Raw genomic sequence first — 23450 nt, forward strand, 5'->3', positions numbered from 1 at the left:
AGCATGCGTATCGCCATTATCGGCAGCGGTATTTCCGGCCTCACCTGTGCGTGGCTGTTGTCGCGTAGCCATGCAGTCACGGTGTTCGAAGCCGACGACCGGGTCGGCGGCCACACCCACACCGTGGACGTGGACTGGCAAGGCCAGCGCTACGCCGTGGACACCGGTTTCATCGTGTTCAACGACTGGACCTACCCGCATTTCATCCGCTTGCTCGACCAGCTAGGGGTTGCTTCGCGCCCCACCCAGATGAGCTTTTCGGTGCACGACCCGGCCAGGGGACTGGAATACAACGGCCATGACCTCGACAGCCTGTTCGCCCAGCGCAGCAACCTGCTGTCGCCCGGCTTCTGGGGCATGCTGCGCGATATCCTGCGCTTCAACCGCCAGGCCCCGGCCGACCTCGAACGACACCACATCGACAGCCACATGACCCTGGGCGACTACCTTCACGCACGGGGCTATGGCCAGCGCTTCATCGACCACTACATCGTGCCCATGGGCGCGGCAATCTGGTCGATGTCGCGTGCCGACATGCTGCGTTTTCCCCTGCCCTTCTTCGTGCGTTTCTTTGCCAATCACGGCCTGCTGTCGGTGAGCAATCGCCCACAGTGGCGTGTGATCGAAGGCGGCTCGCGCAGCTACCTGGCGCCGCTGTGCAAACCGTTCGCAGACAGCATTCGCCTCAATTGCCCGGTAACGCGCGTGGCCCGCGACGAGGCAGGCGTGATGATCACCAGCCCCGCTGGTCACGAACGCTTCGACCGCGTGGTGTTCGCCTGCCACAGCGACCAGGCCCTGGCGTTGCTGCAAACGCCGAGCGAGGCCGAGCGCCAGGTGCTCGGCGCCATCGGCTATGCCAGCAACGATGTGCTGCTGCACACCGACACCCGCCTGCTGCCGCGGCGGCGCAAGGCCTGGGCCAGCTGGAACTACCGCTTGGGCGGGCCGCAGCAGGCGCCTGCGGCGCTGACCTACGACATGAACATCCTGCAGGGGCTCGATGCCCCGGTCACCTTCTGCGTGAGCCTGAACCAGAACGAACAGGTCGACCCTGAGAAGATACTGGCGCGCTTTAGCTACGCCCATCCGCAATACAGCCTGGCCGCGGTCGCCGCCCAGGCACGCCAGGGCGAACTGCAGGGCCAGCAGCACAGCTACTTCTGCGGCGCCTACTGGGCCAATGGTTTCCATGAAGACGGCGTGGTCAGCGCGTTGCGTGTAGCAGAACTGTTCGGGGAACGGCCATGAACAGCCGCCTGTGCCAGGGCTGGGTCAGCCACAGGCGCTGGGCTCCACGCCCCCATGCCTTCCGCTACCCCATCGGCATGATGTACCTGGACCTGGACGAGCAAGCCCAGCTTGCAAGCCTGTCGCCCCTGTTCAAGGCCTCGCGCTTCGCGCCCCTGTGCTGGCGCCCCAGCGACTACCTTCCCGCCTGGACCCGCCACGGCCAGGGTCTCAAGGAAGCGGTACGCACCGTGCTCGGTAAAGTGCTGGACGACGTTCCGCAAGGCGCGGTGTATCTACTGACCCAGCCGCGCAGTTGGGGGCTGTCGTTCAACCCGGTGAGTTTCTACTTCTGCCATGACGACGACGGCCGACTGGCAGCGATCCTGCTGGAAGTGCGCAATACCCCCTGGCGCGAGCGCTTCCATTACGTGCTGCCGGTACAACCGAACACACCGGGTGAGTTCGTCGTGGCCAAGGCTTTCCATGTCTCGCCGTTCCTGCCCGCCGACATGCACTACCGCATGCGTTTTTCCATACAGGCCGAGCACCTGCGCATCCACATGGAGAACCACCGCGACGGCCAGAAAGTGTTTGAAGCCGACCTCGCCCTGCGCTGCCAGGCCTTGACGGCAAAGACTCTGCGTCAGCACCTGCTGGCGTTCCCGTGGATGAGCCTGCGCACCGTCAGCGCCATCTATTGGCAAGCCCTGCGCCTGCTGCTCAAGCGCACCCCACTGCACGACCACTATCCAAGCCAAGGCGAGCCGCGCCTGGGCCGTCACCTAATCGAGGAGTCCGAGCATGCCGAACATCACCCTGGGCGTCAGTAAAGCCAGCGCCTTGAGGCCGCTGCTGGGCAGCCTGGCGCGCAGTGCGGTAATGGCGCAACTGCGGGGCCTGCGCCATGGCCACCTGCGGCTGTGCTGGCAAGGCCAGCAGTGGAGCTTCGGCGACAGCACCAGTGCCTTGCAGGCCGAAGTCGAGATACTCGACGAAGCCGCCTGGAGCCTGGTCGCCAGCAACGGTTCGATCGGCTCCGGCGAGGCCTATATCCAGGGCTATTGGCGCAGCCCGGACCTGGCCGCCGTCACCCGCCTGTTCGTCGCGAACCTCGAGGTGCTCGATGCCCTCGAAGGCGGCCTGGCACGCCTCGGGCGCCCGGCCCTGCACCTGCTGCACCAGCTCAACCGCAACAGTCGGCGCGGCGCGCGGCGCAATATCCTGGCCCACTACGACCTGGGCAACGCATTGTTCGAACGCCTGCTCGACCCCACCCTGATGTACTCGGCGGCGCGCTTCGAAAGCCCCGAGCAGACGCTGGAGCAGGCCCAACTGAACAAGCTGGAACTGATCTGTCGCAAGCTCGAACTGCAACCGGACGACCACCTACTGGAGATCGGCACCGGCTGGGGCAGCCTGGCAATCTACGCGGCCACCCATTTCGGCTGTCGGGTCACCACCACTACCTTGTCCGAGGCGCAGTACAGCCACACCCAGGCACGGGTCCAGGCCCTGGGCCTGGGCGCCCAGGTCACGGTGCTGCGCCAGGACTACCGCGACCTGCGCGGACGCTTCGACAAACTGGTGTCGATCGAGATGATCGAGGCGGTCGGCCATCGCTACCTGCCCACCTACTTCCGCCAATGCGCCGCACTGCTCAAGGATGATGGCTTGATGCTGCTGCAAGCCATCACCATCCGCGACCAGCGCTACGCCCAGGCGCGCCGCTCGGTGGACTTCATCCAGCGCTATATCTTCCCCGGCGGCGCACTGCCATCGCTGAGCGTGCTGCTGGACACCGCCAGCCGCCAGACCGAGCTTAACCTGGTGCACATGGAAGACTTTGGCCAGGACTACGCGCGCACCCTCGCTCACTGGCGCGACAACCTGCGCCAGGAGCGCACGGCCCTGCTGGAGCTGGGTTACGACGAGGCCTTCCAGCGGCTCTGGGAGTTCTACCTGTGCTACTGCCAGGGCGGCTTCGAGGAGCGTGCCATCGGTGTCGCGCAATTGCTCTGGGCCGCGCCTGCAGCAGGCCGTGCACCGCTACGATGAGCCGGGCCTGGTTGCTGGGCAATGCGCTCTGGCTACAGCTCGGCTGGTGGGCGTGCGTATTCGGTGCGCGCCAACCGTGGTTGCTGCTGGTGGTGCTGGCCGGGCTGGTGCTGCACCTGGCGCTTGTTGGCGGACGACGTGCGGAACTGGGCGTGCTGCTGCGCGTAGGTGTGGCGGGCAGCCTGCTGGACGCCTGCCTTGGCGCGCTCGGCGTGTTCGACTTCGACCAGACCCCATTGCCGATGTGGCTTGCGTTGTTGTGGCTGGTGCTGGCCAGCGGCATGCGCCATAGCCTAGCCTGGGTACGTCAGCCGGCCTGGCGCGGCGCCTTGCTCGGGCTGTTCGGCGGGCCAGCGGCTTATCTGGCCGGTGCGCCATTGGCCGGTGTCGGCCTGCCCTTGGGCAACCTGGCCACCGCGTTGCTGCTGGCGCCGCTTTGGGCACTCTGGCTACCGCTTTGCCTGCGCCTGGCGACACCACGGCACACCGTGCATTCCCCCACCTGACCCGCAAGGAATTCTCTTCATGGACCTGCTGTTCCTGGGCACCAGCGCCGGCACCCCTACCAAGGCCCGCAACGTCAGCGCCACTGCGGTGATCGAAGCAAACGGCAGTGGCTGGTACCTGGTCGATTGCGGCGAGGGCACCCAGCACCAATTGCTGCGCACGCCGCTGTCGGTGCGCGACCTGCGCGCCATTTTCATCACCCATGTACATGGCGACCACTGCTTCGGCCTGCCGGGCCTGCTGGCCAGCGCCGGGATGTCTGGGCGTAGCGCGCCGCTGGAGCTGATTCTGCCTGCTGCCCTGCACGAGTGGCTGCGCCTGAGCCTGGCGGTCAGCCACAGCCACCTGCCGTTCGAGCTGCGTCTGCACGCGGTGGAAACCCTGCAAGGCTGGCAGGACAAAACGCTCAGGGTCGACACCGTGGCCCTGTCGCACCGGGTGCCCAGCCACGCTTTCGTGTTCAGCGAATGCAACCCCGATCCACGCCTGGATACCCTGCGCCTCGAGGCCGACGGCATTCCTCGGGGGCCGCTGTGGGGCGAGTTGGCCCACGGCCGCGCCGTGCGTCACGACGGGCGCCTGCTGGAGCCCAGCGACTACCTGCGAGCCTCGCGCCCGTCACGCCGCATCGTGGTGTGTGGCGACAACGACGACCCCGGGCTGCTGGCCGATGCCGCACGGGGCGCGAACGTGCTGGTGCACGAGGCGACCTTCACCGAGCCGGTACTGGCACGCAGCGGCAACGGCTACGGCCACAGCACCGCCGCCGCGGTCGCGCGCTTCGCCGAGCGGGCAGGCGTGGCGAACCTGGTGCTGACCCATTTCAGCGCGCGCTACCAGGCCGACCCACGGCTCACCCCCTCGATCGACGATGTGCGCCAGGAAGCCCAGGCGTTCTACCGCGGCGGCCTGGTACTGGCCGAAGACCTCAAACGCTATCGCTTAGGACGTGATGGCCGCTTGATAGCAATTCAGGGTTGATCGGGCTGAACTATTACGAGCCGACGATGATCCCTTTTTAAGCGTGGCCAGCTTGCAGGCTGGTCTCTCATTGCCGAACGAAAGGAAGCCGACATGAGTACCGTCATCCACCCCACTTACCGCTGCACACCCGGCCCACTGCACGCCACCCTGCTGGCCGGCAGCGTGCCGCTGTTCCTGGGGGCGCTGCTGAGCGATATCGCCTATCACCAGAGCTACCAGATCCAATGGGCCAACTTCGCTGCCTGGTTGATCGCCGGCGGCTTGCTGTTCTGCGGCCTGGCACTGCTGTTCGGGTTGGCCAACCTGGTCCGGGCGCGCCATCGGGCCGGACGCCCGACCCTGTACTTCCTGCTGTTGCTGGTGACGTGGCTGCTGGGCCTGCTCAACGCCTTCGAGCATGCCAAGGACGCCTGGGCAATGATGCCAACCGGCCTTGTGCTATCGGTGATCGTCACGGTGCTGGCCTGCGTGGCCACCTGGGTCGGCCTGACCAACCTGCGCTCGGAGGTGACGGCATGAAGACCCTCCGTACCCTGCCCCTGCTGGGCCTGACCCTGCTGCTCGGCGCCTGTGGCGGCGAAGGCGACGCCACCCAGGCACGCGGTCCTGACCCGAAGCTGCCGACGCCCGAGCGCAGCCTGCTGCCGAGCATGAAGATCGCCGAGCCCGCCGAATGGGGCCAGGGCAAGCCCAGTGTGCCGGAGGGCTACAGCATCACTGCCATCGCCACCGACCTGCGCATTCCGCGCCAGACGCTGGTGTTGCCCAACGGTGACATCCTGGTGGCCGAAGGTCGCGGCGGCAATGCCGCCAAGCTCAAGCCCAAGGATGTGATCGCCAGCCAGATCAAGGCCAAGGGCAACACCCAGGTCAAGGGCGGCAACCGCCTGACCTTGCTGCGCGATGCCGACGGCGACGGCACCTACGAGCTCAATACGGTGTTCGCCGAGAACCTCAATGCGCCCTACGGCCTGGCCTACAACGCCGGCAAGCTGTACGTGGCCAACCAGGACGCACTGGTGGTGTTCGACTATCAGGATGGCCAGACCAAGGCCACCAGCGCCCCGACCACCCTCGCCGCCCTGCCCTCGGCGATCAACCACCACTGGACCAAGGCGTTGACCATCAGTGCCGACGGCCGCTACCTGTACGTGGGCATCGGCTCCAACAGCAACGTCACCGAACGCGGCATGGAGGTGGAGATCGATCGCGCGATGATCTGGCAAATCGACGCCCGCACCGGCGCCCACAAGCCCTACGCCACCGGCATCCGCAACCCCACGGCGCTGACCATCCAGCCAGGCAGCGGGCAGTTGTGGACGGTGGTGAACGAGCGCGACGAGCTGGGGCCGGACCTGGTACCGGACTACCTCACCTCGGTGCGCGAAGGTGGCTTCTACGGCTGGCCCTGGAGCTACTGGGGGCAGAACGTCGACACCCGCGCCCAGCCGCAGAACCCGGAGAAGGTCGCCAGCGCCATCAAGCCCGACTACAGCCTGGGCTCGCACGTGGCGGCCCTGGGCGTGGACTTCTCCGAAGCGTCGATGGGCGAGCGCTTCGCCGATGGCGTGTTCGTGGGCGAGCACGGCAGTTGGAACCGCCCCAACCCGGTGGGCTACAAGGTGATCTTCGTACCGTTCCGCGACGGTCGCCCAGCGGGCGAGCCGATCGACTTCGCCACCGGCTTCCGCGGCGAAGATGGCAAGACCCGGGGGCGCCCGGTGGGGGTCACGGTCGACCCGAAAGGTGCGCTGCTGATCGCCGATGACCTGGCCAATACCCTCTGGCGGGTCACGCCCACGCGCTGAACGCAAGGGCCAGTGCCGGCTTGAAAGGGTCGCACTGGCCCCAGGTTCGATAAACAACACCGTCTCCGACAAAAAGCGATATTTTTTCTGTAATGAAAATGTAATATTCGCTTTCGCATACCTACAACAACGTCGGAGCTTCACCCATGCTTGCCTTCTTCCGCCCTGCCGCACACCGCGCGCCCCTGCCCAAGGAGCGCGTAGACAGCACCTACCGCCGCCTGCGCTGGCAAATCTTCGCCGGTATCTTCATCGGCTACGCCGGTTACTACCTGCTGCGCAAGAACTTCTCCCTGGCCATGCCCTACCTGATCGAGGAAGAAGGCTATACCCGCGGGCAACTGGGCGTTGCCATGTCCGCCATCGCCATTGCCTACGGCCTGTCGAAGTTCCTCATGGGCCTGGTCTCGGACCGCTCCAACCCGCGCTACTTCCTGCCCTTCGGCCTGCTGGTGTCGGCGGCGGTGATGTTCGTGTTCGGTTTCGCACATTGGGCCACCTCCAGCGTGGCGATCATGTTCACCCTGCTGTTCATCAACGGCTGGGCCCAGGGCATGGGCTGGCCGCCGAGCGGGCGGACCATGGTGCACTGGTGGTCGCAGAAAGAGCGCGGCGGCGTGGTGTCGGTGTGGAACGTGGCCCACAACGTCGGCGGCGGGCTGATCGGCCCGCTGTTCCTGCTGGGCCTGGGCTGGACAAACGACTGGCACGCCGCCTTCTACGTGCCCGCCGCCGTGGCCGTGGCAGTGGCGGTGTTCGCCTTCGCCACCATGCGCGATACCCCGCAGTCGGTGGGCTTGCCGCCGATCGAGCAGTACAAGAACGATTACCCGGAAGGCTATGACGAAAGCCACGAGAAGGAGTTCTCGGCCAAGCAGATCTTCGTGCAGTACGTACTGCGCAACAAAATGCTGTGGTATATCGCCCTGGCAAACGTTTTCGTCTACCTGCTGCGCTACGGCGTGCTCGACTGGGCACCGACCTACCTGAAGGAGGCCAAGCACTTCACCGTCGACACCACCTCCTGGGCCTATTTCTTCTACGAGTGGGCGGGCATCCCCGGCACCCTGCTGTGCGGCTGGATGTCGGACAAGATCTTCCGTGGCAACCGCGGCCTGACCGGCGTGGTGTTCATGGCCCTGGTCACCGTCGCCACCCTGGTGTACTGGCTCAACCCACCGGGCAACCCGACCGTCGACATGATCGCGCTGTTCTCCATCGGTTTCCTGATCTACGGCCCGGTCATGCTGATCGGCCTGCAAGCGTTGGAGTTGGCGCCGAAGAAGGCTGCCGGTACTGCCGCCGGGTTCACTGGCCTGTTCGGCTACCTGGGCGGCTCGGTCGCAGCCAGCGCGGCCATGGGCTACACCGTCGACCACTTTGGCTGGGACGGTGGCTTCGTGTTGCTGATCGGCGCCTGCCTGCTGGCGATTGCCTTCCTGTTGCCGACCCTGCGCCATACCCAGGTGGCCAGCAAGACGCGCGAGGCCGTCGCTTGACCTGACCCGCTTGCCTGCCTCTGCACATACAACAATGCCGGTGCTTTATTCACCGGCATTGTTGTTTTCAGCAGGCGCAAGTTCACCGGGTACCCACGGTTAATTATGAAAATAGCCACTCGCCACCCACTGTTTTTCTGCACGCCAAAAAAAAGCCGCCTGAGAGCAGGCGGCTAAAAAACCAAAGGGTGATGAAGCGGAGCCAAGCCAGGAAATCGCTCAACGATGAGGGCCCTGGCCACGCGAATTCTTCATCGGGGACGATTCTAGCCCTGCGCCCCGAAAATACTTCAATTAAAAACCGTGATTTCGACTATCAACGAAAGGCAATAGTGCGTATTGCGTTGGGTTTGTTACTCGCGCAACGTTGTCATTAACTGTTACATCACTACACTAAATAGTTGAACACGCGCTATTGACACCGGTCTAACAACTTCAGCTGCATGAAGTCGATATGACCGATGGCCGCCGGGCCAATCGCTACCTGTTTTCACTTCGGCAACCCATTCCCGACCCCTGAAAGAGGTAACCATGAAACATCATCTCTGGCTTGCACTGGCTGGCACGCTGTCCGTGGGCGCCCATGCCGCTTCGCTCGATGTGCCTGTCAACCTGGTCGACGCCGAAGGCAAGGCAACGCCGATCGGTCAGGTCAACATCAACGAAACCGAGTACGGCCTGGTCTTCACCCCCAAGCTGAGCAACCTGCCCGCTGGCATCCACGGCTTCCACGTGCACGAAAACGGCAGCTGTGCACCGGCCGCGAAAGATGGCAAGAACGTCGCGGCACTGGCCGCGGGCGGGCACTTCGACCCGGGCAAGACCGGCAAGCACCTGGGCCCTTATGGCAACGGCCACCTCGGCGACCTGCCGGCACTGTACGTGGCTGCCGACGGCACGGCCAGCTACCCGGTGCTGGCACCGCGCTTGAAGAAAGTGTCCGAGATCAAGGGCCACGCGCTGATGGTGCATGCCGGTGGCGATAACCATTCGGACATGCCGATGCCCCTGGGCGGTGGCGGTGACCGCATGGCCTGCGGCGTGATCTGAGGTTTCCCCGCTCTAGAAGCAGCCCTCGACCCTGTCCCGCGCCGGGCACTGCGCCCGGTGCAGGTTCAGGGCCGTGTTGATGATGCCGATGTGGCTGAACGCTTGGGGAAAGTTGCCAAGCATGCGCTGATTGTCCGGGTCGTACTGCTCGGCCAGTAGCCCGACGTCATTGCACAGCCCAAGCAAACGCGCGTACAGCGTCTCGGCCTGCTGCTGGCGTCCGAGCAGCACATACACATCCGCCAGCCAGAACGAACATACCAGGAATGTTCCTTCCCCCGCTGACAAGCCGTCACCACAGCGGTCGGTGTCGTAGCGCAGCAGCAAGCCCTTGCGCAGCAGCCGGTTCTCGATCTGCTCGAGCGTGCGCAAGAAGCGCGGGTCGTCCGCCGGCAGGAACCCGGTCAAGGCGATGTGCAGCAGGCTGGCGTCCACTTCCTTGCCGCCATAGGCCTGGACAAAGAACTGGCCGTCGGCATCCAGCCCCTGCTCGCAGACCTCGCAGTGAATCTCGTCGGCAACCTGGCGGTAATGCCGAGCCCGCTCGCGATCTTCCTCGGTGTCGTCGGCCAGGCTCGCGGCGCGGTCGAAGGCCACCCAGGCCATGACCTTGGAATGCACGAAATGCTGGCTCCCGCCACGCACCTCCCAGATTCCTTCGTCCGGCTCCCGCCAGATGCCCTCGACGTAAGGCATGATCAACCGGGCAATAGCCGAGCTACGCGGGTGTCGCGCCAAGCCGCCCTTGATCGCCTGGCTCATGGCATCGGCCACCTCGCCGTAGATATCCAGCTGCCGCTGGCCGGCTGCGGCATTGCCGACCCGCACCGGCTGGGAGCCCTCATAGCCTGCCAACCAGGGCAAGGTGTACTCCTGCAGGTCGCGCTCCCCGGCCAGTCCATACATGATCTGCATCTGCTCGGGGTTGCCCGCCACCGAGCGCATCAGCCATTCGCGCCAGGCCTGGGCCTCGTCGAAATACCCCAGGTTCATGAAGGCCAGCAAGGTCATGGTGGCGTCACGCAGCCAGCAGTAGCGGTAGTCCCAGTTACGCTCGCCGCCCAGGCGCTCGGGCAGCGACGTGGTGGCAGCCGCGGCGATGCCCCCGGTAGGCGCATAGGTCAGTGCCTTGAGCGTCAGCAGGGAGCGACGCACCGCTTGGGTATAGGGGCCGACCTCCGGGCAGTTGCCGACGAAGGCCTGCCATTGCTCGATGGTCTGCGCCAACGCCTGCTCGGCGTCGAAACCGGGCTGGTCGGGCAGGTGCGACGGCTGGTGGCTCAGGGCGAATACATGACGTTCACCGGCACCTACACGAAAGCGACAGACACTGTGGTGATCACGAGCGTGCAGACCGACGGTACTGCGCAGCAGCAGGCGATCAGGGCCGGCCACCGCACTCAGGGTCAGCGGGTCGAGCTTTTCCACCCAGGGCACGCTGCGGCCATAATCGAAACGCAACACCAGGTCCATCTCGAAGGCGGTGTCCCCAACCAGGCCCTCGACGATGCGCAATACCGCGTTTCGCTCGCCCAAGGGCATGCAGTCGAGCACACGGGCCTGGCCCTGGTCGGTGGTCCAGGTGGTTTCCAGCACCAGGGTGTCGTCGATGTAACGGCGCTCGCTGCGCAGGACCGAGTCGCTGGGCGCCAGGCGCCAGCGGCCGTTTTCCTCGCTGCCCAGCAAGGCGGCGAACACCGCCGGGGCGTCGAAGCGTGGCAGGCACAGCCAGTCCAGCGAGCCGTCACGGCTGACCAGGGCGGCGCTGCGACAGTTGCCGAGCAGAGCGTAGTCTTCGATATGGGCTGGCATCAGGGCTCCTTGGTATTGGCGTGGCTGGCCTGAAGGACTTACCCCAGGTCGTGCCACTCGCGCTTGTCACGGCTGAGCAGCTCGTTGCCGGCCTCAGGCCCATCCTCACCCGCCGGGTATTCATGCACCTCGCCCCCCGCCGCCCAGGCATCGAGGAATGGCTGCACCGCACGCCAGCCGTTCTCGATGTTGTCGGCGCGCTGGAACAGGGTCTGGTCGCCGGTCAGGCAGTCGTAGATCAGCGTTTCGTAGCCGGTCGCCGGGGTCATCTTGAAGAAGTCCTTGTAGGCAAAACCCATCTCGACATTCTCCATCACCAGCTCCGGGCCGGGGCGCTTGGCCTGAAGGTCGAACCACATGCCTTCGTTGGGCTGGATCTGGATCTTCAAATAGTTGGGCTTGGGCCGCTCCAGCTCGCTCTCGCGAAATTGCGCGTAGGGCGCGGGCTTGAAGCAGATGGCGATCTCGGTGTCGCGCACGCTCATGCGCTTGCCGGTGCGCAGGTAGAACGGCACCCCGGCCCAGCGCCAGTTGTCGATCATGACCTTCAGCGCCACGTAGGTTTCGGTCTGGCTGTTTTTGCCGACCTTGTCTTCCTCGCGGTAGCCCGGCACGCGCTTGCGGCCTTGCTTGCCGGCCACATACTGGCCGCGCACCGAGTTTTTCAAGGCCATCTTCGCCGACCACGGGCGGATCGCACCGACCACCTTGGCCTTCTCGCTGCGCACGGCATCGGCGCCGAAGGCCGCCGGGGGCTCCATGGCGACCATCGCCAGCAATTGGAACAGGTGGTTGGGCACCATGTCGCGCAAGGCCCCGGTGCTGTCGTAGAACGCGCCGCGGGTTTCCACGCCAACGGTTTCGGCGGCAGTGATCTGCACGTGGTCGATGTAGTGGTTGTTCCAGAACGACTCGAACAGGCCATTGGAGAAGCGGCTGACCAGGATGTTCTGCACCGTCTCCTTGCCCAGGTAATGGTCGATGCGGTAGATCTGCCGCTCGCTCATCACCTTGAGCAGGCAGGCGTTGAGCGCCTCGGCGCTGGCAAGGTCGGTACCGAAGGGCTTCTCCACCACCACCCGGCGAAAACCACCGGCGCTTTCATCGAGCAACCCAGCCTCGCCCAGACGCTGCGCCACCTCGGGGAAGAAACGCGGCGAGGTGGCCAAGTAGAAGATGGCGTTGCCGTGGCGGGTCTTGTCGATGCGCTTGCCGATGGCCTCATAGGTGGCCGGGTCGAGGAAGTCGCCGGTCAGGTAGTCGATACGCTTGGCCAGGCGCGTCCACAGGCCTTCGTCCAGGCATTTGGTGGCGCCCTCCTTGCCTTGGTCGCGCTCGGCCATGAAGGCGTGCAGCTGCTCGGCGAACTGCTCGCCGCTGCGCGTGTTGTGGTCGACACCGACGATTTTCAGGTTGCGGTCCAGCAGGCCGTCGCGGCTGAGGTTGTACAGCGCCGGCATCAGCAGGCGCTTGACCAGGTCGCCGTTGGCGCCGAACAGGAACAGGGTGCAGGGAGGAGCGGCGGGAGTGGTCTGTTTAGTCATTGGCCCTTCTTCTCGACGTGGCCACCAAAGCCCAGGCGCATGGCGGAGAGGATCTTGTCACCGTAGGTGCCTTGCTGTTGGCGCGAACGGAAGCGGGCGAACAATGCGCTGGACAGCACCGGCACCGGCACCGCCTGCTCGACGGCGGCATCGATGGTCCAACGCCCCTCCCCGCTGTCGGACACCGAGCCGCTGAACTGCGCCAACTGCGGGTCGGCCACCAAGGCATCGGCGGTGAGGTCGAGCAGCCAGGAGGTGACCACGCTGCCACGGCGCCACACCTCGGCGATCTCGGCCACGTTCAGGTCGAAGCGCTGGTCTTCGGGCAACTCATCGCCACCTTTGCTGCGCAGCAGGTCGAAGCCTTCGGCGTAAGCCTGCATCAGGCCGTATTCGATGCCGTTGTGCACCATCTTCACGTAGTGCCCGGCGCCGGGGGGGCCGGCGTGGATGTAGCCGTGCTCGGCGCGCTGGTGCTCGCCTTCGCGGCCCTGGGTGCGGGGGATGTCGCCGACCCCGGGGGCCAGGGCCTTGAACAGCGGCTCGAGACGCTCGAAGACGTCTTTCTCGCCACCGATCATCATGCAGTAGCCGCGCTCCAGCCCCCACACCCCGCCAGAGGTGCCCACGTCCAGGTAGTGCAGGCCACGCGTGGCCAGCTCGCTGGCGCGGCGCATGTCGTCCTTGTAGAAGGTGTTGCCACCGTCGATGATCGCATCGCCCGGCTCCAGCAGGTCGGCCAACTGCGCGATGGTCTGCTCGGTGGGCTCGCCTGCCGGCAGCATCACCCACACCGCACGCGGCGCCTTCAGTTTCTGCACCAGCGCGCCCAAGTCATGGGCCCCCTGGGCACCCTCGCCCTCCAGGCCGGTGACTGCCTCGCGATTGCGATCGTGAACCACGGTGCGGTGGCCCGCGCGCATCAGCCGCCTTGCAATATTGCCGCCCATGCGGCCCAGCCCGACGATTCCCAATTGCATGTGCGGACGCTCCCCTTAGAAATGAATGACTACGCGATTGCGGTTTTCAGATTAGTCCAGCACTTGGCCCGAGGGTTCAGCGACGAACGGCACGACCACGATAAACAAAAAAGTTCCCAAGCATCGCGAAAGAATTCAGAATGCGCGCCGCAAGCGACTATGCTTAAGCCTGTCACCAGCCAAACCGCGAGGTGTGCTCATGGGTACCGTAATGCCAGCCACTCCCACCCAGACCCTCTACGTCACCATTCGTCGTGACGAACTGCGCCAGTTGAAAGACGAACGCGACCAGCTGCGCCTCCAGGTCGCCCAACTGAACCTGCTGCTGCAACAATCGCGCGACGTCGAAAAGTCCCTTAGCGCATAAGCATTCGCTGATACTTGGCGTTTCTTGCCGTCCCTAACCTGAGCCACGCCGCAGGCACCCCTCTGGTGCCTGCCCTGCTGGAGCTCACCATGCCCCGCCTGAAGTATCTCCTCCCGTTCGCCCTGCTCGCCTGCACCTTGCAAGCCCAAGCCGCGCCAGCCCATTGCCAGGCCCTCGACCAGGCCCAGGCCCTGGACTTGTTCAAGCAATGGAACGACAGCCTGCAAACCCGCGATGCCGCCAAGGTAGCGGCGCTGTACAGCGATGACGCCGTGCTGCTGCCCACCGTCTCGAAGACCCCACGGCTGACACCCGCCGCGCGAGTCGACTACTTCGAGCACTTCTTGAGTGAAGGCCCATCGGGTCAGCTCGACAGCCATCACCTGCAAGCGGGCTGCAACGTGGCCACCCTGGCCGGGCTGTACACGTTCCAGTTCGCCGACACCGGCAAGCAGGTAGCCGCCCGCTACACCTTCACCTACCAGTTCGACGGCCAGCAGTGGCTGATCAGCCAGCACCACTCGTCGCTGCTGCCCAGCAGTTGACCCTTGGCCCGCCCGTTCTGCGGGCGGGCACGTCGCACCTGCCGACCCTACGCACCAAAACAACGCACCAAAACGATGCATTTTCGCACCGGTGCGAGGCACGCTTACGCCCCCTGCAAGCCCTTGCTATCCCACCGCCCAAGCCTTTTCACATCTTGTGACATCCGCCAACGTTTGCGTCTAACTCGCCTCATAACAAAAGTGACCAGTGGGTCACTTTTTTAGCTCCGCCTCTCCTACACTCGAAATTCGGCTCGCTAATTGCTCGTAAGAAATCACGGAAAAAAAGTCGAACTTTCCGAAAAGCGGGCAGGTCAGGAAGTAAGTAGGCCAGGCAAAGGGAAATCCCAGACCTCGGCTCACCCACCCCCACCCGTCCAGGTGCCTTCGGCCGGAATGCCGATAGCACGGTGCGTGCGCGCACGACCCAGGGGCAAGGAAAGCATCACGCAGTACAGACCAGAAAATCAGAGAGAACCAACACCAGATAACACGATGGGTGGCCCGCCACCCGTGCGTAAGGACGGAGAGAAGTATGATCAGTGCCGCTGTCGAACCTCATGTAGATGCATTCAAACCGGAACACCGCGAGCCGCTCCTGCCAGGCTTCGCCCCGACAGCCAAGGCCCCCAGCAAACCGCGTCGCGATAACCCGAACGCCCGCAAGATCCTGTTCGTCACCTCGGAAATTGCCGACCTGGTCAAGACCGGCGGCCTGGGCGATGTGTCCGCCGCGCTGCCGCGCGCCCTGGCTCATCGGCACGACGTGCGGGTGCTGATTCCCGGTTATCGCCAGGTGATGGAAAGCGACAACCCGATCCATATCGTCGGCGAACTGGGCGGCCACGCCGCGTTGCCACCGTGCAAGATCGGCCGCATGGACCTCGCCGACGGCCTGGTCATCTACGTGCTGATCTGCCCTGAGCTTTACCTGCGCGACGGCACCCCATATGGCGCCAACAATGGCCGCGACTGGCCGGACAACCATATCCGCTTCGCCCGCCTGGGCCTGGCTGCCGCGGAAATCGCCGCTGGCGAAGGCATGATTCACTGGAAGCCGGACCTGGTCCACGCCCACGATTGGCCTGCCGGCCTTGCCCCGGCCTACATGCACTGGCGCGGCCTGAAGACCCCAACCCTGTTCACCATTCACAACCTGGCCTACCAGGGCGTGTACAACCGCGGGTGCAGCCCGGAGCTGGCCATTCCCGAGCACGCCATGCAGCAGGAAGGCATGGAGTTCTACGGCAAACTGTCGTTCCTCAAGGCCGGCCTTGCCTACTCCAGCCACATCACCACGGTCAGCGCCACCTATGCCCGGGAAATCACCACCCCCGAGTTCGGCTGCGGCCTCGACGGTTTCCTGGCCAGCAAGGCCGAACAAGGGCTGCTCGGCGGTATTCCCAACGGCATCGACGAGAGCTGGGACTCGGCCACCGACCAGCATCTGCAACACAACTTCAGCCTCAACGACTGGGAAGGCAAGGCCCGCAACAGCGACGAAGTCCGCGCCCTGTTCGGCCTCGACCCGTCCGAAGGCCCGCTGTTCGCCGTGGTCTCGCGCCTGGTCTACCAGAAGGGCCTGGACCTGACCCTGGGAGTGGCCGACTACATCGTCGAACAAGGCGGCCAGATCGCCATTATCGGCCGTGGCGAACCCGAGGAAGAGCAGGCCATGCGCGAGCTGGCCCAGCGTCACCCAGGGCGCATCGGGGTGAACATCGGTTTCAACGAGACCGATGCCCGGCGCATGTTCGCTGGCAGCGACTTCCTGCTCATGCCGTCGCGTTACGAGCCTTGCGGGCTGAGCCAGATGTACGCGCAGCGTTTCGGCTCGCTGCCGGTAGCGCGCAATACCGGCGGGTTGGCCGACACCATCGAGAACGGCGTGACCGGTTTCCTGTTCGACGAATCCACTGTCGAGAGCTATCGCGAAGCGCTGAGCCGAGCCTTCTATGTCTATGAGAAGAAGGACCTGCTGCACGCCATGCGCTGCCTGTCGATGACCCAACCCTTCAACTGGTGCCAGGCGGTGGAACCCTACGCCCGGCTGTACGAGGAGCTGGTGCACCAGGTTCGCGTCGGCCACTACTGAACGAGGGGCCGAACAATGCACAAGCATGGCGCACACTCGCTGGACGCCACGTCGGCGCGCTTCGCCCTTTGGGCACCGGATGCGCACCGCGTGAGCGTGCACTTGCACCAACACGCAGCGATCGAGATGCAGCCCGATGGCACTGGCTGGTTCAGCGCCATCGCGGCCTGCCCGCCCGGCACGCGCTACCACTACCGTGTCGATGAGCAACACGATGTGCCCGACCCGGCCTCGCGCTACCAGCCCGAAGGCGTCCACGGCCCCAGCGAACTGGTGAGCCTGGCCGACTTCAACTGGCGTCACCCCTGGCGCGGACGCCCCTGGCACGAGGCGGTGATCCTGGAGCTGCACGCTGGGCTGCTCGGCGGCTACACAGGTATCGCCAAGCACCTGCCACGCCTGGCCGCGCTGGGCATCACGGCGATCGAGCTGATGCCCCTCGCGCAGTTTCCCGGACAGCGCAACTGGGGCTATGACGGCGTGCTGCCGTTCGCCGCGCACAACAGCTATGGCCGCCCCCACGAACTCTGCCAACTGGTCGACCAGGCCCACGGCCACGGCCTGATGGTGCTCGTGGACGTGGTCTACAACCACTTCGGTCCGGACGGCAACTTCCTGCACCAGTACGCCGGGCCATTCTTTCGCGAAGATCGCCAGACCCCTTGGGGCGCCGCCATCGATTTTCGCCGCGCCGAGGTGCGCGAGTTCTTCATCCAGAACGCCCTGATGTGGTTGTGCGACTACCGTATCGACGGCCTGCGCCTGGACGCGGTGCACGCCATCGACCAACCGGATTTCCTGGTGGAACTGGCCGAGCGCGTGCGCGCCGCGGTCGAGCCCGGACGCCAGGTGTGGCTGGTGCTGGAAAACGAGCACAACCAGGCTGGGCTGCTGGAACAGGGCTTCGACGCCCAATGGAACGACGACGGACACAACGCCCTGCACGTGCTGCTGACCGGGGAGACCGAGGGCTACTACGCCGACTACCAGCACCGCCCCATCGACCAGTTGGCCCGCTGCCTGGGCGAAGGTTTCGTATTCCAGGGCCAGCCCAACCGGCATGGCACGCCGCGCGGCGAACCCAGCGCGCACCTGCCGCCCACCTCATTCGTCCTGTTCTTGCAGAACCACGATCAGATCGGCAACCGCGCCCTGGGCGAACGCTTGAGCCGCCTGTGCCCGCCCCAGGCGTTGCGCGCGGCCACCGGGCTGTTGCTGCTGGCGCCCATGATCCCGTTGCTGTTCATGGGCGATGAAGAAGGCAGTCGCCAACCGTTCCTGTTCTTCACCGATTTCCACGATGAGCTGGCCGATGCCGTGCGCGAAGGCCGTCGTGGCGAGTTCGCCCATTTCGCCGCATTCAACGACCCAGCGCAGCGCGCCCGCATTCCCGACCCCAACGCCTACGAAACCTTCGAGGCCTCGCGCCCCGGTGCCGAGGATGTACTGGCCGGCTGGCACGGCCTGTACCAGCAACTGCTCCAGCTGCGCCAGCGCTACATCACCCCGCACCTGCCCGGCGCCCAGGCCTTGGGCTGCGAGGTGCTGGGCGAACAAGCGCTGACCGCACGCTGGCGCCTGGGCGATGGCAGCGAGCTGCGTATCGACCTGAACCTGGCCCCGCACCCGCAGCCAGCGACCCTGCCCGACACCCGCTGGCGCCTGTTCGACAGCAGCGACAACGCCCACCCCGATTGCACCCTGGCCGCCTACAGCTGCGTGGCCAGCCTGCTTGCCCCTGGCCTGGAGACTCCATGAGCGAACTGCCGCTGCACCAACTGGCCGCCCGCGCAGGCTTGGCCCGCGACTGGGTCGATGCCAACAACCGCCCGCAACAGGTCAATGACGATGTACTGCGCCGGGTGCTCGAAGCCCTCGGCCACGCCGCCCACGACGACCGCGCCATCGCCAGTAGCCTCGCGGCGCTGGAACAGGCCGACGACAGCGAGCACCTGCCGCCACTCCTGACCACCGAAGTGGGCACGCCGCTGGCGTTGTCACACTGGTTCGCCGCCAACAGCGCGGTGGACTGCACCCTGGAAGACGGCAGCCACCTGGCCATCCGGCTCGATGCCCAGGCACAACTACCTGGCGAACTGCCCCTGGGCTACCACCAACTGCTGATCGATGGCCGCACCTTCACCGTCGCCGTGGCGCCAGCGCGCTGCTTCAGCCTGGATGACAGCGTGGAACAGCCCCCGGCACGGCGCTGGGGCCTGGCCGTGCAGCTGTACAGCCTGCGACGCCCCGGTGACGGCGGCTATGGCGACTGCCTGGCCCTGGAGCAACTGGCGCGCAGTGCTGCCGAGCGCGGCGCCGATGCGCTGGCCATTAGCCCGATCCATGCCCTTTCGGTCTTCGACCAACAGCACTACAGCCCCTACTCGCCCTCCAGCCGCCTACTGCTCAACACCCTGTACGCCAGCCCTGCGGCGATCCTCGGCGAACGTGCAGTGCGCATGGCCATCGAGGCCTGCGACCTGTCGCAAACCCTTGAAGACCTCGAGCAACAGCCGCTGGTCGACTGGCCCCGCGCCGCCTATGCCCGGCAACAGTTACTGCAAGCGCTGTACAAGGACTTCAGCCACGGCGAGCACCCGCTGCGCGAAGACTTCGAACGGTTTCGCGCCGCAGGCGGCCAGGCCCTGGAGCACCACTGCCGCTTCGAGGTGCTGCAGGCCGAAGCCGTCGAGCAAGGCCTGGGCGCCGACTGGCGACGCTGGCCCGCCGCCTGGCACGACCCCTATCACCCCGAAGTCGAGGCGTTCGCCGATACGTACCCGGCGCGGATCGAATTCCAGGCGTTCTGCCAATGGCTGACCGAACGCGGCCTGCAACGTGCCCAGCAGGCGGCACGCAGCAACGGCATGGCCATCGGCCTGGTGGCGGACCTGGCGGTCGGTGCCGATGGTGCCGGAAGCCAGGCCTGGAGTCGCCAGGACGAGCTGCTGGCCGACCTCAAGGTCGGCGCACCGCCGGATATCCTCAACCGCGCCGGCCAGGACTGGGGGATCTGCGCTTTCTCGCCACAAGGCCTCAAGCGCCATGGCTACCGCGCGTTCATCGAAATGCTGCGGGCCAACCTGGCCCATGCCGGTGGCCTGCGCATCGACCATGTCATGGGCCTGCGTCGGCTATGGCTGATTCCCCGGGGCGCCAAGCCCAGCGAGGGCGCCTACCTGCATTACCCGCTCGAAGACCTGCTGCGCCTGCTGGCACTGGAGTCGGTGCGCCACCAGGCGGTGATCCTTGGCGAAGACCTGGGCACGGTCCCCGAAGGCCTGCGCGAACAGCTGGCGGAAAAGGCCGTGCTGGGCATGCGCGTACTGCCCTTCGAGCAGAGCGCACCCGGGCATTTCAAGGCGATCCTCGACTGGCCCGACAACGCCCTGGCCACCACCGGCACCCACGACCTGGCGCCGCTGGCCGGCTGGCTGCAAGACCGCGATATCGACTGGCAACACCGCTTGAAACTGATCGACGCAGCAACCGAACTGCATTGGCGCCACGAGCGCCAGGCCGAGCGTGCTGGCCTGCGGCGCACCCTGGAAAGCAACTACGGCGTGCTGGCCGACGACGACGCCCTGATCGACGCCGCCATCCGCTACGTCGGCCATACCCGCGCGCCACTGGTGCTGGTCCCTCTGGAAGACCTGTTGGGCAACGATGAGCAACCCAACCTGCCCGGCACCACCGATGGCCACCCGAACTGGCGCCGGCGCTTCGCCCAGCCGGTGCGCGAATTACTCGACGACACGCACGCCGCCCGGCGCCTGGAGCTGCTGGCCCAGGCCCGCGAACAAGCCTGGGAGCGTGACCGATGAAGCCCTTGACCGCGACATTGCGCCTGCAATTGCACAGCGATTTCACTCTGGATGACGCAATCCCCCTGGTGCCCTACTTTGCCCGGCTGGGCATCAGCCACCTGTACGCCTCGCCGATCCTCAAGGCCCGTGCCGGTTCCCGACATGGCTATGACGTGGTCGACCCCACCCAGGTCAACCCGGAGCTTGGCGGCGAAGCGGCGTTGCTGCGCCTGGTGAACACGCTGCGCCAGCATGATATGGGCCTGATCCTCGACACCGTGTCCAACCACATGGCCGTGGGCGGTGCCGACAACCCCTGGTGGCAGAGCTTGCTGGCCTGGGGCCGACGCAGCCCTTATGCAGAGTTCTTCGACATCCAGTGGCACTCCAGCGACCCGCTGCTGGCCGGCCAGTTGCTGCTGCCGTTCCTGGGCAGCGACTACGGCGTGGCGTTGCAGGAAGGCACGATCCCGCTGAGCTTCGACAGCGGCCAGGGCGTGCTGGAAATCGCCCACTACGAACACCGTTTCCCCATCTGCCCGCTGGACTACGGGCGCATCCTCGGGCATGCCGAGGACCCGCGCCTGCGCGCCCTGGCCCAGCAGTTCGCGACCTTGCACGAAGCCGCCGAGCCATTGGCCGAGGCCCAGCCCCTGCACGCAGAGCTGGCACGCCTGGTGAACGCCGGCGCCAGCCTGGAACCTGCGCTTGCCGCCTTCGACAGCCGCACCGAGCCGGGCTTCAAGCGCCTGCACGTGCTGTTGGAGCGCCAAACCTACCGCCTGGCCAGCTGGCGCACCGCCGCCGACGACATCAACTGGCGGCGCTTCTTCGACATCAACGAACTCGGCGGCTTGCGGGTGGAGCGTGCCGTGGTGTTCGAAGCTACCCACGCCAAGCTGTTCGAGCTGATAGAGCGCGGCCTGGTCGACGGCCTGCGTATCGACCATATCGACGGGCTGGCCGACCCACGCCGCTACTGCCGCAACCTGCGCCGACGGGTCGACGGCTTGCTGGCCCGCAGGCCACAAGCGGCGGCGCTGGAACACTTCCCGATCTACGTCGAAAAGATCCTCGGCGAAGGTGAAACCCTGCACCGCGACTGGCTCACCGACGGCACCACCGGCTACGAATTCATGAACCAGGTGTCGCTGCTGCAGCACGACCCGCTCGGCGAAGCGCCGCTGACCGAGCTGTGGACCGCCGTCAGCGAACGCCCGCCCTTCGACGAGGAAGTGCGCAACGCCCGCCGCCTGGTGCTCAACGCCAGCCTGGCCGGCGACTGCGAATCGGTGGCCCAGGCCCTGTTGCAGGTGGCCCGCGACGACCTCATGACCCGCGACCTCACCCTGGGCGCGATCCGCCGTGCCTTGCAGGCGCTGGTCGAGCACTATCCGGTGTACCGTACCTACATCAATGCCTGCGGGCGCCCCGCCGAAGACGAGGCGTTCTTCCAGCAGGCCCTGGCCGGTGCCCGGCAGTCCCTGGGCGAAGCCGACTGGCCACTGCTCGATCACCTGCAACGCTGGCTGGGCGGGCAACCCTGGCGCCAACTGCCGCCGGGCCGCCCGCGCAAGCACCTGCGCCACGCCTGCGTGCGCTTCCAGCAACTGACTGCCCCTAGCGCCGCGAAGGCTGTGGAGGACACCGCCTTCTACCGCAGCGCACGCTTGCTGTCGCGCAACGACGTCGGTTTCGAGCCCGGGCGATTCAGCAGCACGCCCGAGCAGTTTCACAGCGAATGCCAGCGCCGCCTGCACGATTTCCCAGACAGCCTGCTGGCCACCGCCACCCACGACCACAAGCGCGGCGAGGACTGCCGTGCGCGCCTGGCAGTGCTGAGCGAACGCGCCGACTGGCTGGCCAGCCGCGTGGCGCATTGGCAGGCGTTGGCCGCGCCGCTGCGCGAGACGCTGGAGGATGGCCCCGCGCCGAGCGCCGGGGACGAGTTGATGCTGTACCAGACCCTGCTCGCCAGCTGGCCGCTGAACCTCGGCGAACACGACCCGCAGGGTTTGCAACAGTTCGCCGAGCGCGTGCGCCAATGGCAGCAGAAGGCCCTGCGCGAGGCCAAGCTGCGCAGCAGTTGGAGCGCGCCGAACGAAGGTTACGAACAAAGCTGCGCAGCCTTCGTCGACGGCCTGCTGCTTGAGGCAGACCACCAGCAATTGCGCCATTCGCTGGCCACGGCTGCGCAGCGTATCGCCTGCGCCGGTGCGCTCAACGGCTTGGTCCAATGCCTGTTGCGCATGACCGTCCCAGGGGTGCCCGACCTGTACCAAGGCAACGAATACTGGGACCTGAGCCTGGTCGACCCGGACAATCGCCGCCCGGTGGACTACGCTTGCCGACGGGCCAGTCTGGATGACTCCGCGCCACTGGGCGAGCTGCTCGGCCACTGGCAAGACGGACGCATCAAGCAGGCGCTGGTGGCCCGGGTGCTGAACCTGCGCCAGGCCCACCCTGCCCTGTTCCAGCGCGGCGCCTACCTGCCGCTGAACGTGCGTGGTCGTCATGCCGACAAGGTGCTGGCCTTCGCCCGCCTCGGCGAAGGCGAACGCGCCATCGTCGTGGTACCTCGGTTGGCAAGCCGCCTGCTGGGCGATGCCACCATCCCGTTGATCCCGGCACAGAACTGGGACGATACCCGGCTGGTTCTGCCGTTTGACGTGTCACCTGCCAACTGCACGGGACTTTTCCCGCACACCGCTGTCAGCCCTTCTAGAGAGATGTTGTTAAGCGATGTGCTGGAGGTTTTTCCGGTCAATTTGTTGCTTGAAACTGCATGTACATCAGGAGCGTCGAGATGAGTGTCGAAGAAAAGCGTGTTCGTGAATTCGCCTATCAGATCTGGGAGTCGGAAGGTAAGCCCGAAGGCCAGGAGGAACGCCATTGGGAAATGGCTCGCAAACTGGCCGAGGCCGAGGCGCTAGCGCCGAAGGCGGCGCCGCGCAAGAAGGCCGTCGCCAAGCCGAAAACGGCTGACGAGCCGAAGGTGGCCGCCGCGCCCAAGGCGCCGGTCGCTGCCAAGCCTGTCGCCACCAAGCCTGCGGCCGAGAAAAAGCCGCGGGCGGCCAGGAAGCCCGCAGCGGGCTGACCAGCCTCTTCGCGGGCAAGCCCGCTCCTGCAGAGACACCGCTGCCGCTGTAGGAGCGGGCTCGACAT

The 23450-nt window shown here is 65.7% G+C and carries 19 protein-coding genes; 16 read left to right on the forward strand and 3 right to left on the reverse strand.

The annotated features are described in order from the left end of the window. The first annotated feature begins 3 nt into the window (after positions 1-3). From RAC97_RS19875 to sodC, 9 genes are all read left to right on the forward strand, one after another. The gene (locus RAC97_RS19875; RefSeq protein ID WP_375097590.1) at positions 4-1251 is read left to right on the forward strand and encodes an NAD(P)/FAD-dependent oxidoreductase; all 1248 of its coding nucleotides are present in this window, start codon (positions 4-6) and stop codon (positions 1249-1251) included. Beyond that, on the forward strand, positions 1248-2063 hold the full coding sequence (locus RAC97_RS19880) for a DUF1365 domain-containing protein (RefSeq protein WP_375097589.1): 816 nt from the start codon (positions 1248-1250) through the stop codon (positions 2061-2063). Before RAC97_RS19875 ends, RAC97_RS19880 begins: the two co-directional genes overlap by 4 nt. Next, positions 2035-3288 carry a class I SAM-dependent methyltransferase gene (locus RAC97_RS19885; RefSeq protein WP_375097588.1) on the forward strand — a complete coding sequence of 418 codons (1254 nt, stop codon included), beginning with the start codon at positions 2035-2037 and terminating at the stop codon, positions 3286-3288. Before RAC97_RS19880 ends, RAC97_RS19885 begins: the two co-directional genes overlap by 29 nt. Then, positions 3285-3794 carry a DUF2878 domain-containing protein gene (locus RAC97_RS19890; RefSeq protein ID WP_375097587.1) on the forward strand — a complete coding sequence of 170 codons (510 nt, stop codon included), beginning with the start codon at positions 3285-3287 and terminating at the stop codon, positions 3792-3794. Before RAC97_RS19885 ends, RAC97_RS19890 begins: the two co-directional genes overlap by 4 nt. Positions 3795-3813: 19 nt before the next feature. Further along, entirely contained in the window at positions 3814-4776 is a 963-nt protein-coding gene (locus RAC97_RS19895) for an MBL fold metallo-hydrolase (protein WP_375097586.1), read from the forward strand. A gap of 93 nt (positions 4777-4869) precedes the next feature. Then, the gene (locus RAC97_RS19900; protein ID WP_375097585.1) at positions 4870-5298 is read left to right on the forward strand and encodes a DUF2231 domain-containing protein; all 429 of its coding nucleotides are present in this window, start codon (positions 4870-4872) and stop codon (positions 5296-5298) included. Then, complete coding sequence (locus tag RAC97_RS19905) at positions 5295-6587, forward strand: PQQ-dependent sugar dehydrogenase (protein ID WP_375097584.1); 1293 nt, start codon at positions 5295-5297, stop codon at positions 6585-6587. Before RAC97_RS19900 ends, RAC97_RS19905 begins: the two co-directional genes overlap by 4 nt. Positions 6588-6733: 146 nt before the next feature. Further along, positions 6734-8086 (forward strand): glycerol-3-phosphate transporter, encoded by a 1353-nt coding sequence (glpT, locus tag RAC97_RS19910; RefSeq protein WP_375097583.1) that lies wholly within the window; start codon positions 6734-6736, stop codon positions 8084-8086. Positions 8087-8617: 531 nt separating this feature from the next. After that, positions 8618-9136, forward strand: coding sequence for a superoxide dismutase [Cu-Zn] SodC (gene sodC / locus RAC97_RS19915; protein WP_375097582.1), 519 nt, complete (start codon positions 8618-8620; stop codon positions 9134-9136). A 12-nt stretch (positions 9137-9148) separates the two neighbouring features. Here the strand turns inward: sodC and RAC97_RS19920 are convergent, their stop codons facing one another. From RAC97_RS19920 to gnd, 3 genes are read right to left on the reverse strand one after another with little or no spacing between them, the layout of a single operon-like run. Beyond that, positions 9149-10948 carry a glycoside hydrolase family 15 protein gene (locus tag RAC97_RS19920; RefSeq protein WP_375097581.1) on the reverse strand — a complete coding sequence of 600 codons (1800 nt, stop codon included), beginning with the start codon at positions 10946-10948 and terminating at the stop codon, positions 9149-9151. A 38-nt stretch (positions 10949-10986) separates the two neighbouring features. Continuing rightward, complete coding sequence (zwf, locus tag RAC97_RS19925) at positions 10987-12492, reverse strand: glucose-6-phosphate dehydrogenase (protein ID WP_375097580.1); 1506 nt, start codon at positions 12490-12492, stop codon at positions 10987-10989. After that, positions 12489-13472, reverse strand: coding sequence for a phosphogluconate dehydrogenase (NAD(+)-dependent, decarboxylating) (gnd, locus tag RAC97_RS19930; RefSeq protein WP_375097579.1), 984 nt, complete (start codon positions 13470-13472; stop codon positions 12489-12491). The genes zwf and gnd overlap by 4 nt, the downstream gene beginning before the upstream one ends. Positions 13473-13671: 199 nt before the next feature. Between gnd and RAC97_RS19935 the strand changes: the two genes are divergently transcribed. From RAC97_RS19935 to RAC97_RS19965, 7 genes are all read left to right on the forward strand, one after another. Beyond that, positions 13672-13839, forward strand: coding sequence for a DUF6026 family protein (locus tag RAC97_RS19935; RefSeq protein WP_375097578.1), 168 nt, complete (start codon positions 13672-13674; stop codon positions 13837-13839). Between the two features lie 89 nt (positions 13840-13928). After that, a complete protein-coding gene (locus RAC97_RS19940; protein ID WP_375097577.1) occupies positions 13929-14384 on the forward strand; it encodes an SgcJ/EcaC family oxidoreductase in 456 nt (151 codons plus the stop codon). A gap of 535 nt (positions 14385-14919) precedes the next feature. Further along, positions 14920-16479, forward strand: a complete 1560-nt coding sequence (gene glgA / locus RAC97_RS19945; RefSeq protein WP_375097576.1) for a glycogen synthase GlgA — start codon at positions 14920-14922, stop codon at positions 16477-16479. Positions 16480-16494: 15 nt separating this feature from the next. Further along, on the forward strand, positions 16495-18237 hold the full coding sequence (gene treZ, locus RAC97_RS19950; protein ID WP_375097575.1) for a malto-oligosyltrehalose trehalohydrolase: 1743 nt from the start codon (positions 16495-16497) through the stop codon (positions 18235-18237). Then, positions 18234-20303: a 4-alpha-glucanotransferase gene (malQ, locus tag RAC97_RS19955; RefSeq protein WP_375097574.1), complete on the forward strand. Its 2070-nt coding sequence runs from the start codon at positions 18234-18236 to the stop codon at positions 20301-20303. Before treZ ends, malQ begins: the two co-directional genes overlap by 4 nt. Next, on the forward strand, positions 20300-23095 hold the full coding sequence (locus RAC97_RS19960) for a malto-oligosyltrehalose synthase (protein WP_375097573.1): 2796 nt from the start codon (positions 20300-20302) through the stop codon (positions 23093-23095). The genes malQ and RAC97_RS19960 overlap by 4 nt, the downstream gene beginning before the upstream one ends. Beyond that, positions 23092-23382, forward strand: coding sequence for a DUF2934 domain-containing protein (locus RAC97_RS19965; protein WP_375097572.1), 291 nt, complete (start codon positions 23092-23094; stop codon positions 23380-23382). Before RAC97_RS19960 ends, RAC97_RS19965 begins: the two co-directional genes overlap by 4 nt. The last annotated feature ends 68 nt before the right edge of the window (positions 23383-23450 follow it).

The organism is Pseudomonas sp. LS_2 (genome assembly GCF_042709235.1).
Classification (GTDB): Bacteria; Pseudomonadota; Gammaproteobacteria; order Pseudomonadales; family Pseudomonadaceae; genus Aquipseudomonas.

Excerpts from the sequence above, each read along its gene's own strand:
- sodC (WP_375097582.1), top strand. The coding sequence starts at position 8,618 with ATGAAACATCATCTCTGGCTTGCACTGGCTGGCACGCTGTCCGTGGGC.
- RAC97_RS19935 (WP_375097578.1), top strand. The coding sequence starts at position 13,672 with ATGGGTACCGTAATGCCAGCCACTCCCACCCAGACCCTCTACGTCACC.
- RAC97_RS19875 (WP_375097590.1), top strand. The coding sequence starts at position 4 with ATGCGTATCGCCATTATCGGCAGCGGTATTTCCGGCCTCACCTGTGCG.
- RAC97_RS19940 (WP_375097577.1), top strand. The coding sequence starts at position 13,929 with ATGCCCCGCCTGAAGTATCTCCTCCCGTTCGCCCTGCTCGCCTGCACC.
- malQ (WP_375097574.1), top strand. The coding sequence starts at position 18,234 with ATGAGCGAACTGCCGCTGCACCAACTGGCCGCCCGCGCAGGCTTGGCC.
- glgA (WP_375097576.1), top strand. The coding sequence starts at position 14,920 with ATGATCAGTGCCGCTGTCGAACCTCATGTAGATGCATTCAAACCGGAA.
- RAC97_RS19880 (WP_375097589.1), top strand. The coding sequence starts at position 1,248 with ATGAACAGCCGCCTGTGCCAGGGCTGGGTCAGCCACAGGCGCTGGGCT.
- RAC97_RS19960 (WP_375097573.1), top strand. The coding sequence starts at position 20,300 with ATGAAGCCCTTGACCGCGACATTGCGCCTGCAATTGCACAGCGATTTC.
- glpT (WP_375097583.1), top strand. The coding sequence starts at position 6,734 with ATGCTTGCCTTCTTCCGCCCTGCCGCACACCGCGCGCCCCTGCCCAAG.
- gnd (WP_375097579.1), bottom strand. The coding sequence starts at position 13,472 with ATGCAATTGGGAATCGTCGGGCTGGGCCGCATGGGCGGCAATATTGCA.
- RAC97_RS19920 (WP_375097581.1), bottom strand. The coding sequence starts at position 10,948 with ATGCCAGCCCATATCGAAGACTACGCTCTGCTCGGCAACTGTCGCAGC.
- RAC97_RS19905 (WP_375097584.1), top strand. The coding sequence starts at position 5,295 with ATGAAGACCCTCCGTACCCTGCCCCTGCTGGGCCTGACCCTGCTGCTC.
- zwf (WP_375097580.1), bottom strand. The coding sequence starts at position 12,492 with ATGACTAAACAGACCACTCCCGCCGCTCCTCCCTGCACCCTGTTCCTG.
- RAC97_RS19885 (WP_375097588.1), top strand. The coding sequence starts at position 2,035 with ATGCCGAACATCACCCTGGGCGTCAGTAAAGCCAGCGCCTTGAGGCCG.
- RAC97_RS19965 (WP_375097572.1), top strand. The coding sequence starts at position 23,092 with ATGAGTGTCGAAGAAAAGCGTGTTCGTGAATTCGCCTATCAGATCTGG.
- RAC97_RS19895 (WP_375097586.1), top strand. The coding sequence starts at position 3,814 with ATGGACCTGCTGTTCCTGGGCACCAGCGCCGGCACCCCTACCAAGGCC.
- treZ (WP_375097575.1), top strand. The coding sequence starts at position 16,495 with ATGCACAAGCATGGCGCACACTCGCTGGACGCCACGTCGGCGCGCTTC.
- RAC97_RS19890 (WP_375097587.1), top strand. The coding sequence starts at position 3,285 with ATGAGCCGGGCCTGGTTGCTGGGCAATGCGCTCTGGCTACAGCTCGGC.
- RAC97_RS19900 (WP_375097585.1), top strand. The coding sequence starts at position 4,870 with ATGAGTACCGTCATCCACCCCACTTACCGCTGCACACCCGGCCCACTG.